The following is a 15750-nucleotide window of genomic DNA, read 5'->3' as shown; positions in this document are numbered from 1 at the left end:
GGGTGATGGCCTGTGGTGCAATGGGCCCATGAGCGACACCGCCCGCCGCCGCCTTCCGTTCCTGACCTGCGGCCTCATGGTGCTCACGGTCGCGGTGCTTGCGGGAATGCTGCCCATGGTCGGTCCGGAAAGCTGCGGCATCCACGATGCGGCGTGCTCGGAGGCCGGAGTCGCGCGTCGTCGGGCGGTCACGGCGGGCCTGGGGATCGCCTGCCTGGCCTGGGCCGGGAGCGTGCTGTGGGTGGGTCTGGCGCTGTCCGCCGCCTCGTCGCCGTCGACGCCGGGCGGCGGGGGTTCCGGACGGGTCGGGGCCGGGATCTGGGGGCCGGGGGCGCTGATGCTGCTGGCGCTGATCGTGCTGGCGGTGTGGATCGTGCAGATGGCGGTGCCCTTCGACCTCCTGTACTCGGTGACCTTCCTGCTCGGGGTGGGGATGCAGCTGGTCGCGGCTCGCTCCTGGTGGCGCGCGGGTGTTCCGGCTCGTCCCGCCTGGCTGATCGGTGTGCTTCTGCCGATCGCGGTGATCTTCGGTGGCCACTGGCTGCTGGGCGCGGTGCCCATGGCGTGGCTGGGGCTGGGGATCTTCGGGTCCTCGACGGCGCTGGCCCTGGCGTGGCTGGGCTTCGCCTGCGGCATCGCGGTGATCCTGTGGCAGCTGGTCGCTGGGCAGCTGGGCGACGCCTCAGCGCGGGGTTCCCGGGGTGCCACCGCGCGCTGGATCCTCGGATGCGCGCTGCTCGGTATCGGGGTCCTGCTGCCCGGGATCGGGTGAACCCTGCGGGTCGCGGGCTCAGGTCCGGCGGGTCCACTGCGCGAGCCCGCGCACGAACTCCCCCAGCAGGGCGGCCGCGTGCGGCAGGGCGGCCAGGAAGTCCTCCGGGGCGTCGGCGGTGTCCCGGTGCCAGGTCAGGCAGTACTCGATGGCCTCCGGGTGCGGGGTGTAGCTGATGCCGAAGCCCTCCGGGACGGTGGGCGCGAAGGCGTAGCGCACGATCTGCTCGGCCCCGCCGATCGAGGTCGTGGACAGGAAGTCGGTCGTCGCCGCGGCCACCCCCGGGTCCGCCAGGAACGCCCGCGCCGGGTCGTCGACGTCGGCGGCCCGGGCATCCTCGGACCCGTCCCCTCCGTCGTCGAGGTCGAGATTCTCCGCGGCGATGCGCCGCAGCCCCAGCAGGTGCCGGTCCACGCCCTCCCCGCGCTTGCAGGCCTTGACCCAGGAGCGATGAGCTTCCAGCGCCTCGGAGAACATGTCGAGTGTGGCATCTTCACTGATCAGAGCGCGGGCGAAGGCCACGGCCTCCGGCGTCACCGGCCGCAGGCACTCGGTGCGCCCGGCCCGATACTCTCGCATGTCCACGGCTTCATATACGGCGCGCGTGCGACCGTAGGCCAGCTGCTGGGCAACGGTGAGGATCAACTGGGAGACCGCATCGACGCTGAGCTTCAGCGGCAGTCCCTCCGCCGGCGGTCGCGGGACGCGAACGATGGCTGTCTTCAGCTCCCGCGCCCGTTCGCGCCCGCGGGCGAAGCCGTCCCGGATCGTCGCGCAGGCGGCGTCGGGCCAGTGCCACACCAGCTCCGCCGGCCCCTGGATCGAGCTCCGGCTCGCGGCCTCCTCCGGACGGTTCTCCCCAGCCGCGGCCCGCTCGACGCCCCGCCCCGCCTCGGTCGAGGTCGGGCCGGAGACCACCCGGGAGGACCCGTCGGCGTCCTCCGCGACCTCCTGCATCCGGCGGATCGCGGCGACCAGCGTGGCACCGTCCACGGTGGAATGCTCGGCGTGCAGGCACAGCCAGTCATCGCGCAGGCCGATCTCGTAGCTGATCGGGCGGAGCGCCCAAACCCGGGAGGGCTCGAAGGCCAGGCGCCGCAGGTGCTCCGCATCCTCCAGCACCTCGTCCGTGAGGGACACGGTGAACAGCAGATCCCGCAGGCGCGCGTACATCGCGGCGTTGCGCGGATCCTGCAGGGCGTCTTCCAGCAGCGGGGCCAGCTCGCGGCTGCCCAGGGCCGACGCCGCCGCGAACGGCAGCGCCCCGGGAGCGACGACGGAGGCCCGGCTTCCCGGGGTCCCCTGGTCCTGGTCGGGCCGCCCCGCCTCTCGCAGCACCGCCCGCAGCGACTCCGCGAGGGCGGATACCGGCAGGGGCGCGCCGTCGTCATCCGCGACGGGCACCGCGAACAACCGCCCCGCCCGGAACACCCCGATCTCCCGGTGTGCGGCCCCCGCCCGCGGCGGCTGGATCTCATCCGCTTCCGGGCGTGGGTGCCGCAGCCCGCCGGCCAGACATGCCCACTGGGACATATCCACCGGGGTGCCGCGGGGATCCGTCTCCTGCGGGGTCTGCCCGCGGACCTGCGCCAGGTGCACCGCCGCCGCCCGGTGGATGAACCGCGCCGCCCGCACGATGTCGGGCGCCCCGTCCGTCTGCTCCGGACCGGCATCCCCCGGCTCCGTATCCTCCGCGTCCGCGTGCGTCGAACCCAGGAAGCTCGGGTTGATCTGGAAGGCCACGTTGGTGCTCAGCGGCAGCGGCTCGCGCACCGCAAGATAGTCGCGCAGCCACCACGCGGACAGCCAGCTGCGACCGGCCGCATCCTCCCGGGCCGCGCGCCGCCGCAGCCGCTCCTGCAGGGCGGGGCCGGGACCCGCGAGGAAGGCCCGGGCCGCCGCCTCGGTGACGCGCAGGGCCGGGGCGTCGACGACGGCGCCCACCGCCCGCACCACCGCCTCCACCGTATGCTCCAGGGGCGGGACGGGCAGGGGCTTCGGCGCGGCGGTGCTCATGCCCCCATTTTCTCGCACCCGCGGCAGGACTCACCAGGTTTGGGAGGGGTTTCGACGTTCGGGAGTGTTCTCGGGGCTCCCAAACACCGAAACCCCTCCCACACCGTCCGGCTCCCCCTCAGTCCAGGGTCAGCTGCAGGAACGCCAGGTCCAGCCATCGGTCGAATTTGCGTCCGACCTGCGGCAGCAGACCCACCCGGGTGAACCCCAGCCGCTCGTGCATGCGGATGGAGCCGGTGTTCCCGGCGTCGATCCCTGCAACCATCACGTGCATGCCCCGCGCGCGGGCCGCGTCGATCAGCTCCTCCATCAGGGCCCGGCCGATGCCGCCGCCCCGGGCGTCCCGGTGCACGTACACCGAGTGCTCCACCGTGCGCGCGTACCCGTCGAAATCCCGCCACGGCCCGTAGGTCGCGTAGCCGAGGACGGCGTCGTCCTCATCCACGGCCACCAGCACCGGGTGCCCGGCCTCCCGGTGCCGGGTCAGCCACCTCAGCCGGTCGGCGTCGTCCACCGTCGCGTCGTTCCAGATGGCGGTGGTGTGCTGGACGGCGTCGTTGTAGATCCCGGTGATGGCGGGGACGTCGCGGTCTTCGGCGGCTCGGATGCGCATGGGCTCAGGGTAGCGGGCCGGGGAAGCGCGATCGCGAGACAGGTACTGACAGTCCCTGGCTGAGACTCGGGATCAGGGGTCAGGGTGGGGGCATGACCGAGAAGCTCACCGCAGACAGCACCTTCACCCTGAACAACGGCGTCGAGATGCCCGTGATCGGGCTGGGCGTGTACCAGTCCTCCCCGGAGGACACCGCCGACGCCGTGCGCATCGCCCTGGATACCGGCTACCGTCTGGTGGACACCGCGGCCGCCTACGGCAACGAGAAGCAGGTTGGCCAGGGCCTGCGCGCCTCCGGGATCTCCCGCGAGGAGGTGTTCCTGGAGACGAAGGTCTGGATCTCCGACTACGGCTGCGACCAGACCCGCCACGCCTTCGAGAAGGCCGTCGGCAAGCTCGGGGTGGATCAGCTGGACCTGCTGATCCTGCACCAGGCGCTGCCGTCGGACTTCGAGCGGACCCTGGACGCCTACCGCGCCCTGGAGTCCCTCCTGTCCGAGGGGAGGGTCCGGGCGATCGGCGTCTCCAACTTCATGGTTCCGCACCTGGAGCGCCTGCTGGCCGAGACCGACGTCGTGCCGGCCGTGAACCAGATCGAATCCCACCCGTACTTCCGCCAGGCGGACCTGCAGGCCTTCCACCGCGAGCACGGGATCCTCACCCAGGCGTGGTCGCCCATCGGCGGCATCACCAGCTACCGCGGCATCGACGGCAGGCAGACCTCCACCCTCACGGATCCGGTGATCACCGGCATCGCCGAGGAGCACGGCAAGTCCCCTGCGCAGGTCATGCTGCGCTGGCACCTGCAGCACGGGGTGCAGGTGATCCCCAAGTCCGTGCACGAGCACCGCATCCGGGAGAACCTGGACGTCTTCGACGTCGAGCTGTCCGAGGAGGAGATGGCCCGCATCGACGCCCTCGACGGCGGGGTGCGCGGCGGTCCCGAGCCGGAGGAGATCACCCTGGAGTCCTTCGGCATGGACATCCCGGAGGCGTAGGAAGGGCCTCCGCGGTGGCCGACCGCCCCCCTCCTCGGCCCCTTCCCCCGGTGTGGGAGCGGTTTCGGCGTTCGGGAGCCACGAGAACGCTCCAGAACGTCGAAACCGCTCCCAACACCGCGCTCGAGGGGGAGGGATGGCGGGGTGTTCCATGCGCGCATCGGCAGCACCTGCGCCTACCGACACCGACGGAGCGTGTCCGCCGCGACTGACGATGCCGCCCCCACGCGCCGTTAGCGCTCACACCAGACCATGCTGATAAATGGCATGAGCCACATATCCGGATGTAACACGGATTTCACAGATCTTCTTCCCCGATCGCGAAATAATGGCGGCAGGTCTCCCGTTGTTCCCCCGTGCCTGCCGGGGACGGACGGGCGCCTGCCCGCCGCGCAGCGCCGCACGGTGAGCTGTCTCGAGTCACTGCTGAAGGGAGGGATCATGTCGGAGAATCGACTGTTCACCATGCGTCACGCATCACCAAAAGTCGGGTTGGTCACATTCTGGCTGGCCATGGGGACGTTCGCGTTCGGGGCGGGGGAGTTCGCCTCGATGAGCCTGCTGCCGTCCATCGCCGCGGACCTGGGCACCCAGGAGTCCACCGCCGGCCACATCATCACCGCGTACGCGCTCGGCGTCGTCATCGGCGCGCCGATCATCTCGGTCTTCGGGGCCAAGTGGCCGCGCAAGCCGCTCATGCTGTCCCTCCTCGCCGCGCTGATCCTCGGCAACCTCTTCGCGGCCTCGGCCCCGACGATCGGCACCCTCGTGCTGGCCCGGTTCCTCTCCGGCATCCCGCACGGGGCGTTCATCGGGGTGGCCATGCTCTTCGCCTCCAGCCTGACCCTGCCCACCAAGCAGGCGCGGGCCGTGTCCAACGTGCAGCTGGGCATCACCGTCGCCACGATCGTGGGCGTCCCGGCCTTCACCCTGCTGGGGCACGTGGCCGGGTGGCGGCTGTGCTTCGTGCTGATGAGCGCGATCGCCGCCGCGGTCCTCGTGGCCCTGTGGCGCACCGCCCCCAACACCGCGGGCAACCGGATGACCAGCGCCAAGCTGGAGATGACCGCGCTGAAGAACCCCAAGGTGCTGCTGACCCTGGTCACCGGCGCCGTGGGCTTCGGCGGGATCTTCGCGATCTACTCCTACTTCACCTCCGCCTTCCAGGCCACCGGCGCCGGCCCGGGCTGGGCGCTGTCCCTGATCCTCATGCTCTACGGCGTGGGGTCCACGGCGGGCAGCTTCCTCGCCGGATTCATCAAGCACGAGACGCTGCTGTACTCCGCCCTGGGCTTCCAGGCGGTGCTCGGGCTGTCCTCCGCGCTGTACGCGGTGAGCGTGGGCAACGCGTGGCTGACCGGGGTGGCCATGGTGATGATCGGGGCCAGCGGCGGCCTGGTGGTGCCGCTGCAGACCCGCCTGATGATGGCCGCCGGGGACGCCCAGACCCTGGCTGCGGCCATGAACCACGTGGCCTTCAACCTCGCCAACGGCGTGGGTCCGCTGGTCGCGGGCACCGTGATGGGCATGGGCGGCGGCTGGGCTTCCACCGGCTGGGTCGCGGTCGCCTTCTCCATGGGCGGTCTGGCCCTGCTGGTCGTCAACGTGCTGGTGGACCGGCGCAGCCCGATCGACAGCCACGCCGTGCGCTTCGAGGTGCCGACGGCGACCGCGCCGATCACCGGGTTGGTGCCGATCCTGCACTGACCGCCTGGACGCGCCGGGCTGGGCCGCACCGGATGCGCCGGTGTGGGCCGCCGCTGGCTCGGCCCTTCCTCCGCGGGAGATGCCGCGCAGAACAGGAGAGGAGATCTCCCGGACTGCGCGGCATCTCCCGTTGTGCGTCCAGAGGCGACAGGCGCTGGGGATGCCTGCGGGATGCGGGGGCACCGGAGAAGCGCCGGCGCCCTCGGGTCCGGACAGGGCAGAATGGCCCGTGCCCGGCCATCCCCGGCGACCCGATGAGAAACGGAGCATCCGGCTCGTGAGCATCCGCGACATCCTGCAGGACCCCGCCGTCGACGGCGTCCTGCACCTGGCCATCGCCCTCGGCGTCGTCGTGTACTGCCTGGTGGGCTTCCGCCGGGCCGGGCACCGGCTGCGCTACGGCATCATCCTGCCCATCGGCGTCGTGCTGCTGATCGGAGCCGTCCTGCGTCTGGCTGGGTCGGCGCGGGTGCCGTGGGTGGACGTCGTCGGCGGCGTCATCGCCCTGCTGGTGTTCCTGGGTCTGTGCCTGGGGTACCTGGTGCTCACGGTGTTCCTGCTGGTCAACGGGGTCACCATCATGCGCAAGGAGGGGCGGCGCCCGGCCACCCTGCTCTCCTTCGCCGCCGGGGCGTGGATGGTGCTGCTGCCCGCGCTGCCCGTCGTGCTCGCGGCGACCGGGGCCCTGCGTCAGGACGCGGTGCTGGTGGTCTTCGCCGCGATCTACTCGGTGCTCTTCGCGGCCACCGCGTACGTCGCGTTCTTCTTCCTCGGGTTCCTGACCTCCGCCGTCGGGTACCGGAAGCTCGCCAGGCGCTTCGCCCCGGACGCGATCATCGTGCTCGGCGCCGGGCTGAAGGGGGAGGAGCCGACGCCGCTGCTGGCCGGGCGGCTGGATCGCGGCCTGGAGGTGTATCACCGGGAGACGGCGCGCGGGCGGGCCCCGGTGATGATCCCCAGCGGCGGCCAGGGCCCGGATGAGGTGATCCCCGAGGGGGAGGCGATGCGCCGCTACCTCGCGGACCGCGGCGTGCCCGCGGAGCACCTGCGCCCGGAGACCCGCTCCACCACCACCCTGGAGAACCTCCTGTTCTCCCGGGAGCTGCTGGAAGACCCCGACCGGCCCGTGGTGGTCGCCACGAGCGACTACCACGTGTACCGGGCCGCGATGCTCCTGCGGAAGGCCGGACTGCGGGGGCGCGCGGTGGGCTCGCGCACGGCCGGGTACTACGTCCCCTCGGCGTTCCTGCGGGAGTACGCGGCGGTGCTGGTGACCAACCGGTGGGCGCATCTCCTGGCGTTCGCCCCCATCGTCGCGATGATCCTCGCCTTCTACGGGGTGGTCCTCACGCAGGTCGTCTGAGCCGCCGTTCCCCGACGGCGCCCCTCGACGGCGTTCGCCGGGGGGCCTCCGAGAGGGGCCCTCGCGGTGCCTCCCCTGGGCGGGGACTGCCGCGCGGGGCGTCGTCGGGGTAGAACGGGAGGTGTGCAGACCGCCCGAGACCGGGCGGAGCGAACCGGCCGATGAGGTGATGGCGATGTCGGAGGAGCTGACCCGACGCGGCGATGAGGTCTTCGAGCGGCTCTTCGGGGCGGCCCCGGACCCGCAGGCCGGGGATGACCCGGAGTTCATGGCGATCCTGCGCCGGGTGATCTTCGGGCAGGTGTTCTCCGTGGGGGAGCTGGAGGACCGCACCCGCGAGCTCACCACGGTCACGATCCTCGCCGCGATGCAGTGCCCGGGCCAGCTCACCGCCCACACGCGGGCCGCCCTGCACGTCGGCGCCACCCCGGAGCAGATCCGCGAGGCGATCTACGGGCTGGCCCCGTTCCTCGGCTTCCCGCGCACCCTCAACGCGATCGCCGCGATGAACGAGGGACTGCGCGCCGCCGGCGTCCAGCTGCCCCTCGCCCCGCGCACCGCGACGCCGGAGGAGGAGCGCTTCGAACGCGGCACGGTCCTGCAGCAGCGGCTGTACGGGGATGAGATCCGCGAGGAGTTCGACGACGGCACCGCCGCGGGCGCGGCCCTGCCGCGGCTGCTCACCGAGTTCGCCTTCGGGGACTTCGAGTCCCGGGAGGGCCTGGAGACGGCCGAGCGGGAGCTGCTGATCCTGTGCGCCCTGGTGGCGATGGGGCTGGCCCCGCAGGTCGCCGCGCACGTGAAGGGGTGCCTGCGGGCGGGCCTGTCCCGGGAGACCGTGGCCGCCGCGATCCTGCACTGCGCCCCGTACACCGGGATGCCGGCGGCGCTGAACGCGTACCGGCAGCTGCGCGCCGCCGTCGACGACGCCTGATCCCCCGAGGGGCCTGCCCGCCCCCGCATCCCGGTGGGAGACTGGGGGCATGCGCTCCTCCTTCCTCCAGGATCTCCCCGAGCTCGGCATCGCGTGGCGCGCGCAGTCTGCACCGGCTCCGCGCAGCGTCCTCGTCAACGACGGGCTCGCGGCACAGCTCGGCCTGGACCCGCAGCGCCTGCGCACCCGCACCGGTGCCGCCTTGCTCACCGGCACCGACCTGCCCGCCGGCACCCGGCCCGCCGCCCTGGCCTACGCCGGGCACCAGTTCGGCGGCTGGTCCCCGCGCCTGGGCGACGGTCGGGCCCTGCTGCTCGGCGACCTCCCCGACGCCGCGGCGGGTTTCCCCGAGGCCGCTTCCCCCGAAGCCGTCGCATCCCCCGGCCCCGCCGCGCCGGGGGATCCCGCCGACGCCGACGTCGATGCCCCCGCCCGGGAAACCCCGGATCCGGCGTCCCTGCGGGAGCTGCACCTGAAGGGCATCGGACGCACCCCCTTCGCCCGGGGTGGCGCCGACGGCAACGCGGTGCTGGGGCCGATGCTGCGCGAGCACGTGGTCGGGGAGTTCCTGCACGCCGTCGGCATCCCGACCACCCGCTCCCTGGGTGTGGCCGCCACCGGGGCCCTCGTGCCCCGCCCGGACCGGGCGGACCCGCGGCGCACCGTCGAGCTGCCCGGGGCGGTGCTCGCCCGCGTCGCGCACAGCCACGTCCGGGTGGGCACCTTCCAGTACGCGCTGAGCACCGGGGGGCCGGAGCTGGTGCGCCGGCTCGCGCACTGGTGCATCACCCGCCACCACCCGGAGGCCGCCGACGCCGCGAACCCGCCGCTGGAGCTGTACCGGAGGGTCGTGTTCGCCCAGGCGCGGCTGGTGGCCGCGTGGGAGGCGGTGGGCTTCGTGCACGGGGTGATGAACACGGACAACATGGCCCTCTCCGGGCAGGGGATCGATTACGGCCCCTGCGCGTTCCTGGACGCCCACGATCCCGACGCCGTGTTCAGCTCGATCGACCGCACCGGGCGCTACCGGTACCGGAACCAGGCCGCGGCCGCGCAGTGGAACCTCGCCCGCTGCGCCGAGGCCCTGCTGCCGGTGCTCGACGCCGAGCCGGACCGGGCCGTGGACCTCGCCCAGGAGGCGCTCGCGGGATTCCCGCCCGTCTACGAGGCCGAGCGGCTCCGGCTCTTCGCCGCCAGGATCGGGCTGCGGGTGCAGGGGGAGGCCGCCGCGCCCTCGACCGCCGCTGCGGTGGAGGACCTGCTGGGGCTGATGGCCCAGCACGCCGCGGACCACACGGACACCTTCGGCGCCCTGATCCCTGTGGCCGAGTCGGGGGATCCCGCGCGGGCCGACGGGCATGGCTCCCGCGGCGCCCGGCCGCGGGCCGAACGCGCCGCGGAGGGCACGCGGGATGAGCCGGGAGCGGACCCCTCCCCGGACCCCGGCCTCGCGGCGGACCCGCGCTTCCGGGAGTGGCTCGCCCGCTGGCATCAGCTGGGGCCGGATCCCGCGCTGATGCGCCGAAGCGCCCCGCGGGTCGTGCCGCGCAACCACGCGCTGCAGGAGGCCCTGGACGCGGCGGAGGCGGGGGAGATCGGCCCGGTGCTGGAGATCCTCGACGCCGTCTCCCACCCCTTCGAGCACCGGCCCGGCAACACCCGGCTGGGCGCACCGTCGGGGGCGCAGACCCGCGGGTTCACCACCTACTGCGGCACCTGAGGATCACCCCTCACGCCGCCTCATCCGGACACGCGAGAGCCCGCGCAGCGCCTCCGGGAAAGGGTGCGCGCGCGGGCTCGGCGTCGGGGGAGGGGGCGGGCCTCAGCCCACCCACTGAACGGTGATCTGCGGGTCGAAGGCGGCGGTCTTCAGGATGTGGGAGTCCTTCAGATCCAGCCGACCCTCGTGGGAGGTGACCTCGAAGTGCTCGTGCTGATCCCCGCTGGTCAGATCCACGCTGTAGGTCCCGTCGGGGGCGGGCACCTCGCCGATCCCGTTCGGGGCGGGGGCCTTCAGCCAGTACACGGTGGGCTCGGTGGCCGAGCGCACGAGGGCCAGGTTCGCGAAGGACTCGGGGCTCTGCGAGGCGGCGGCCTGCTGAGCCGTGGTCTGCTGCGTGGAGGTCGCGGTGCCGGTCGGCGTCGACGCGGCGTCCTCGGCCTGCGCGGGACCGGCCACCAGGATGCCGGCGCCCAGGGCGAGGGCGGCTCCGGCGGCGGAGACGGCGGCGATGCGGTGCTGAGGATGGCGGGTCATGATCCGAATGCTCCTTTGCGTGTCGCTGCCCGCGGAAGGGGTCTCCTCCCGGGGGACACCCTCACCGTAGGCCCGCCGCGCCGGGGCTTCACCGGGCCGTGATCCGCGGTCCGAGAAGGTCACGGGACGGTCACCCCGGGTGCGGCGCCCCGTCGCGGCCGGCGACGGCGGGGCGCACCGCTGCCGGGACCGGGTTTCGAGCCTCGCCGTCGGGGCGCTCGGGTGCCGCCGCGTGATCCGAGCGTGACCGGATCCCCAGGAGACTCCCAGCTGCCCGCGCCCGGGCGGGCGGGACGGGTGCGGGTCTAGGGTGTGGAGTCATGGAGACCCCCGCGGCCGAGCCGGCCGAGACCACCCCCGCCGCGTCGCCGGCCGCCCCCGTGCGGGGCCTGTGGCGCGACGCCTACGGGCGGGCCGCGATCCGGTGCCTGCAGACCCTGCTGATCGCGGGCGTCGTCGGCCTGGGGGTGTGGCTGGCGGCGACGCTGAAGCTGGTGACCCTGCCGCTGCTGATCGCCCTGATCATCGCCGCCGCGATGAACCCCATCATCCGGGCCCTGCGCACCCGCGCCCGCTTCTCCCGGGTGGGCGCGGCGGTCACCGCGCTGCTGGCGATCCTGCTGGTGCTGGCCGGCATCATCTCCGGGATCGTGATGACGGTGATCGACGAATGGCCGGACCTCTCCGCCCAGGCGCAGCAGGGAGCCAACCGGCTCGCCGAGATCCTCACCGGCTGGGGGGTGCCCCTGGATGAGACGCACCTGAACGAGTACCTGCTCAAGGCCGGGGAGTACCTGCGCACCAGCGACGCCGGCTCCAGCGCGGTGGAGGGCGTCTCGGTGGTGACCGAGCTGCTGGCCGGATCCCTCCTGATGGTGGTGATGCTGTTCTTCTTCCTCCTGGACGGCCCCCGCATGTGGGCCTTCCTGGTGGGGTGGCTGCCGCAGCGGCTGACCGAGCGGGCCAACGAGGCCGGGCGGGCCAGCGTGCACGTGCTGGGCCGCTACATCCGCGGGACCGTGATCATCGCGGCCTTCGCGGCGATCGTGGATCTCACGGCGATGCTCGTGATGCACGTGCCCCTGGCCTTCCCGCTGGCCGCGCTGATCTTCCTCGGCGCGTTCATCCCGATCGTCGGGGCCCTGGTCACCGGCTTCGCCGCGGCCCTGGTGGCCCTGGTCGCGGCGGGCCCGGCGGCCGCGGTGGTTCTGACGATCGTGGTGATCATCGTGAACCAGGTGGAGCACCACGTGCTGCAGCCCAAGGTCATGGGCTCGGCCCTGAGCCTGCACGGGGTGGTCATCATCTCGGTGCTGGCGATCGGGGCCCACGAGGGCGGGGTGGCCGGGGCGCTGCTGGCGGTCCCGCTCACCGCGGTGGTGTGGGCCAGCGTCCGGGTGTTCCGGGACATGCGCGGGCGCGTCGCGCACCGACTGCCCGCCCCGGACCCGCAGGAGCAGGCCGCTACCGCTCGGTGAGCGGCAGCCCGTCCACCAGGGCCTCCATGGCCAGCACGGAGCGGGGGATGAACTCGGCGATGCTCAGCCCCACGACGTCGGCGGCCTCGTCCAGGTCCGCGATGATGCGGCGCACCTGCGCCCGAGTCAGCCCGCCGGGCACCAGGCCGAGACCGAGCGCGGCCTCGTCGCTGTCCACGACGTCCACATCCAGGTGCACCGCGACCTTGCCCGCCCCGGTCCCGGCCAGCCAGTCCAGCAGCGGGCGGGTGCTCTCACGCAGATCCGCCGGGGAGAAGGAGCTCAGACCCCACTCGTCGAGGTGGGCGAGGGCGTCCTGCTCGCCGTCGTGCAGCCCGGCCAGGGCCACCCGCGCGGGATCCACCGCCGCCGGCAGCCTGTCCAGGATCTCCGGGTCTCCCTGCCCGACGATCGCGGAGACGGCCATCGCGTGGTAGCCGTCGTAGCCGGTCTCCGGGGTGTCGACGTCCGGGTGGGCGTCGATCCACACCACCGCGAGGTCCTCCCCGTGGCGGCGGGCCAGCTCGGTGAAGGGGACGACGCTCACCGAGCACTCCCCGCCGAGGGTGAGGATGCGCGGCGCGTCCCCGTGCCGGGACAGGATCTCCTGGGCGGCGTCGAGGGAGGCGAGGATCTGCTCGCGGGACTCGATGCCGCCCGTGGAGCCCGACTCCTCCTGCGGGACCGGGACCACCTCGGTGGGTCCGTCGTGCTCGGGCAGCATGGCCTCGAGGAAGCGGGCGCCCAGGGCGTAGCCGCGGCGGGCCCGATCCAGGGGCGCTTCGGGCAGCAGCTGGGCGACCATCTCCTGCCCGGCTCCCTGCCACTGCGGCCAGATCAGGCGCAGGGTGCGGCCCTGCTCCCGGGGGGCGTCGGCTGGGGATGCGCTTCCGGTGCTCATGGGTTCTCCTCCGTGTGCTCGGGTGCTTCCCCCGGCACAACCGGGCCGCCGCTGCGGATGTTCCGCGCCGCACCGCCGGCGGGGCAGCGGATCCCCGGAATGCCGGCGGGAATAACCGTCATCCCGGGGCGGTTTGCTTGAACATGAAAGCATTTGGATTCCTGAGCTTCGGTCATTACGGCACCGGCCCCGCGGGCAACGGGGTGGATGCCCGGCAGATGCTGCACGACGCCGTGGAGATCGCCGTCGGCGCGGAGGAGCTGGGGGTGAACGGCGCGTACTTCCGGGTTCACCACTTCGCCCCGCAGGCGGCCGCACCCATGCCGCTGCTGTCCGCGATCGCCGCGCGCACCTCCCGCATCGAGGTGGGCAACGGCGTCATCGACATGCGCTAGAGCATGTCGCGGTTGTGACACTCGTTCCGTAAGCTTGGTTGCATGGTCGAACTGGTAGCGCTGAGGAAGACGAACGAGGTGGCCGCGTACGTCCGCGCCTCCATGGACCGCAAGGGCGACCGCTGGACGGTCGATACGCAGCTGAGGAAGATCAGGGCGCTGGCCGAGGCCAAGGACTGGAACGTCGTCGAGGTCTACGAGGACAACGCCGTGTCGGCGACGAAGAAGCGCCGCGCTGGCACCCGCTGGGCCGAGATGCTGGACGACGCCCGCGCGGGCCGCTTCTCGATGGTGGTCGCCGTGGACATGGACCGGCTGCTGCGCAGCACGAAGGACCTCAACACCTTGATTGACCTGGGGCTGCGGGTCGTCACCGTGGACGGCGAGATCGACCTCTCGACGGCCGACGGTGAGTTCCGAGCGACGATGCTCGCGGCACTGGCCCGGTTCGAGGCCAGGCGTAAGGCGGAGCGTCAGATCAGGTCGAACGAGCGCCGACGCTTCGAGGGCATCCCGACGAGCGCCTGGAAGGCGTTCGGGTGGACGCGAGAGGGCGAGCTGATCCCGGAGGAGGCCGACGCCGTCCGGCGGGCCTTCGCCGCGTTCCTCGGCGAGCCGTCGCTGTCGATCCGGCGAATCCGCGAGGATCTGAACGGTGCCGGTCATCTCACCGCCCGCGGGTCGGAGTTCTCCGTCGATGCCGTGCGCTACCTCCTGGCGAACCCGCTCTACGCTGGCTACATCAAGCACTACGCGTCGGGCGAGCTGTACCCGGTGCAGGGCGACGCGTTCCCGCCCATCGTCGGCGAGCAAACGTGGCGGGCCGCGGTGGCGAAGTTGGAGGACAACGTGCGAAGGTCGGCGAGGCAGGGTAACCAGCCGAAGTACCTTCTGTCCACGATCGGGCTGTGCGGGAAGTGCGGCGCGACGCTCGTCTCCGGGACGAACAGTCGCAAGCAGCCGACGTACCGCTGCGGCGAGCAGTTCCATCTCACCCGCCAGCGCGAGCCCGTCGATGCGATGGTGACCGAGGCGGTGCTCACCCGCTTGTCCTCGGTGGATGTGCACAACCTCGTGATGCCGCAGGAGGACGATGGGCCAGATCACGAGGAGTTGCTGACGGAGCGGAACGCCCTGGTCGAGCGGGTGAAGGAGCTGAGCCCGCTGCTGCGTGACATCCATCAGCCGGTCCTGGAGATCACGGCGGCGATCAACGACGTGAAGGCCCGCATCGATGAGATCGACGCGGAGCTGCTCGACCGTTCGGTGTCGGTGGCGGCGAAGTTGCTCGCGGACGTGGACGAGCCGGTCGGCACCGCGGAGCGCCGCGAGGTGGTCGAGGCGAAGTGGAAGACGTTGGACGTGGACCGCCGCCGGATGCTCGTGGACGAGCTGGTGACGGTGACCATCGAGCCCATCGCGCCCGGTCATGTGAAGTTCGACCCCGACCTCATTCGTATAGAGCCGCGTCGCGACTGACACGCGAGTCGACTCGTCAGTGGACTGGTGAGTCGACTCGTGGGAGTCTGGTTGCAGACAAGAAGATCCCACCGGGGGCCAGACTTTGAAGCTGGCGGTACTACTCCCGGATGAGTAGCCGGTCAAACAGCCCAATTACCGTGGCGGGGAACCGGAAGCACACTCATGTTTGAGGACTTCCGATGTCTGTCGTTATCGACGCTCCCCGCGCATCTGCGCTGGACTGCCCTGGGCTCGACCAGGATTCGACCCCCGATCCGCAGGCTGATGGGCTCGATCCCGTCATCGCTGCCGCCCTCGCCGCCGGTCGCCGAGCTGGTGAGCGCCTGGCCCGCATGCCGCTGACTCCGCGCCAGCGGGCCGCGGTCGCCGCCGTGATGGGTGGTGATCGCTGATGAGCGCCAACTCCGCCGCCTTCGCCCACGTGAACGGCTTCCGCTGGCGTGTGGGCGACCCCACCCTCGCCGACAGCGAAGCGCACCTCTACGACCTCGGCGTGCTCCGCTCCGTGCTGGAGGAGGCCGTCGAGATGGCCGTCGCCGATGCCCGCGCCGACGGGGTGACCTGGGCCAAGATCGGCGACGCCCTCGGCGTCACGCATCAGGCCGTCATCAAGCGTTACCACAAGGGTAGTGCCCGATGAACGCCGCCGAACGCACCAGCGCCACCGCTCCCGCTGACCTGACCAGCCCGACCGATGGGCCTGGCCTGGCATCCGCCGGAGGCGGGCTGCCCGTCGTCGTGATGCCCGTCCTCATCCGTGCTCCGCACTCCAAGAGTTCTGGAAGCCTCATCCGTTCCTACGGGCGCGGCAAGGGCTTGTCGATTGCCGCGCCA

At 72.3% G+C, this 15750-nt stretch carries 15 protein-coding genes; 11 read left to right on the top strand and 4 right to left on the bottom strand.

Annotated elements, in window-relative coordinates; genetic code table 11:
- Positions 1–28 precede the first annotated feature (28 nt).
- The gene (locus tag NQ707_RS08040) at positions 29–772 is read left to right on the top strand and encodes a hypothetical protein (RefSeq protein ID WP_404435372.1); all 744 of its coding nucleotides are present in this window, start codon (positions 29–31) and stop codon (positions 770–772) included.
- 18 nt (positions 773–790) lie between these two features.
- Here NQ707_RS08040 and NQ707_RS08035 read toward each other — a convergent pair whose 3' ends face one another.
- Both NQ707_RS08035 and NQ707_RS08030 read right to left on the bottom strand, forming a co-directional pair.
- A complete protein-coding gene (locus NQ707_RS08035) occupies positions 791–2788 on the bottom strand; it encodes a choline/carnitine O-acyltransferase (protein WP_404435370.1) in 1998 nt (665 codons plus the stop codon).
- 118 nt (positions 2789–2906) lie between these two features.
- The gene (locus tag NQ707_RS08030) at positions 2907–3401 is read right to left on the bottom strand and encodes a GNAT family N-acetyltransferase (protein ID WP_144937750.1); all 495 of its coding nucleotides are present in this window, start codon (positions 3399–3401) and stop codon (positions 2907–2909) included.
- A gap of 92 nt (positions 3402–3493) precedes the next feature.
- Here NQ707_RS08030 and NQ707_RS08025 point away from each other — a divergent pair, with 92 nt between their 5' ends.
- The 5 genes from NQ707_RS08025 (at position 3494) to NQ707_RS08005 (ending at position 10123) form a co-directional block, all read left to right on the top strand.
- The gene (locus NQ707_RS08025) at positions 3494–4399 is read left to right on the top strand and encodes an aldo/keto reductase (RefSeq protein ID WP_328798715.1); all 906 of its coding nucleotides are present in this window, start codon (positions 3494–3496) and stop codon (positions 4397–4399) included.
- 513 nt (positions 4400–4912) lie between these two features.
- Entirely contained in the window at positions 4913–6106 is a 1194-nt protein-coding gene (locus NQ707_RS08020; RefSeq protein WP_058730236.1) for an MFS transporter, read from the top strand.
- Between the two features lie 277 nt (positions 6107–6383).
- Positions 6384–7469 (top strand): YdcF family protein, encoded by a 1086-nt coding sequence (locus NQ707_RS08015; RefSeq protein WP_196825860.1) that lies wholly within the window; start codon positions 6384–6386, stop codon positions 7467–7469.
- A 169-nt stretch (positions 7470–7638) separates the two neighbouring features.
- The gene (locus NQ707_RS08010; RefSeq protein ID WP_404435367.1) at positions 7639–8403 is read left to right on the top strand and encodes a carboxymuconolactone decarboxylase family protein; all 765 of its coding nucleotides are present in this window, start codon (positions 7639–7641) and stop codon (positions 8401–8403) included.
- Between the two features lie 49 nt (positions 8404–8452).
- Positions 8453–10123 carry a YdiU family protein gene (locus tag NQ707_RS08005; protein ID WP_404435365.1) on the top strand — a complete coding sequence of 557 codons (1671 nt, stop codon included), beginning with the start codon at positions 8453–8455 and terminating at the stop codon, positions 10121–10123.
- A gap of 102 nt (positions 10124–10225) precedes the next feature.
- Here NQ707_RS08005 and NQ707_RS08000 read toward each other — a convergent pair whose 3' ends face one another.
- The gene (locus NQ707_RS08000) at positions 10226–10660 is read right to left on the bottom strand and encodes a hypothetical protein (protein WP_058730791.1); all 435 of its coding nucleotides are present in this window, start codon (positions 10658–10660) and stop codon (positions 10226–10228) included.
- Positions 10661–10980: 320 nt separating this feature from the next.
- Between NQ707_RS08000 and NQ707_RS07995 the strand changes: the two genes are divergently transcribed.
- Positions 10981–12138, top strand: a complete 1158-nt coding sequence (locus NQ707_RS07995; RefSeq protein ID WP_404435363.1) for an AI-2E family transporter — start codon at positions 10981–10983, stop codon at positions 12136–12138.
- Here NQ707_RS07995 and NQ707_RS07990 read toward each other — a convergent pair.
- Positions 12125–13039 carry an arginase family protein gene (locus tag NQ707_RS07990; RefSeq protein ID WP_061225159.1) on the bottom strand — a complete coding sequence of 305 codons (915 nt, stop codon included), beginning with the start codon at positions 13037–13039 and terminating at the stop codon, positions 12125–12127. The two genes, NQ707_RS07995 and NQ707_RS07990, sit on opposite strands and share 14 nt — an antisense overlap.
- Before the next feature lie 143 nt (positions 13040–13182).
- Between NQ707_RS07990 and NQ707_RS07985 the strand changes: the two genes are divergently transcribed.
- From NQ707_RS07985 to NQ707_RS07970, 4 genes are all read left to right on the top strand, one after another.
- On the top strand, positions 13183–13434 hold the full coding sequence (locus NQ707_RS07985; protein WP_081101463.1) for an LLM class flavin-dependent oxidoreductase: 252 nt from the start codon (positions 13183–13185) through the stop codon (positions 13432–13434).
- 42 nt (positions 13435–13476) lie between these two features.
- On the top strand, positions 13477–14913 hold the full coding sequence (locus NQ707_RS07980; RefSeq protein ID WP_061225161.1) for a recombinase family protein: 1437 nt from the start codon (positions 13477–13479) through the stop codon (positions 14911–14913).
- A gap of 182 nt (positions 14914–15095) precedes the next feature.
- Entirely contained in the window at positions 15096–15308 is a 213-nt protein-coding gene (locus NQ707_RS07975) for a hypothetical protein (protein WP_061225162.1), read from the top strand.
- Positions 15308–15556, top strand: a complete 249-nt coding sequence (locus NQ707_RS07970) for a hypothetical protein (RefSeq protein ID WP_196825858.1) — start codon at positions 15308–15310, stop codon at positions 15554–15556. Before NQ707_RS07975 ends, NQ707_RS07970 begins: the two co-directional genes overlap by 1 nt.
- Positions 15557–15750 lie beyond the last annotated feature (194 nt).

It is taken from the genome of Rothia sp. BD8 (assembly GCF_044878465.1).
GTDB classification, from domain to species: domain Bacteria; phylum Actinomycetota; class Actinomycetes; order Actinomycetales; family Micrococcaceae; genus Rothia; species Rothia kristinae.
This window is presented reverse-complemented; position numbering and strand designations above follow the sequence as displayed.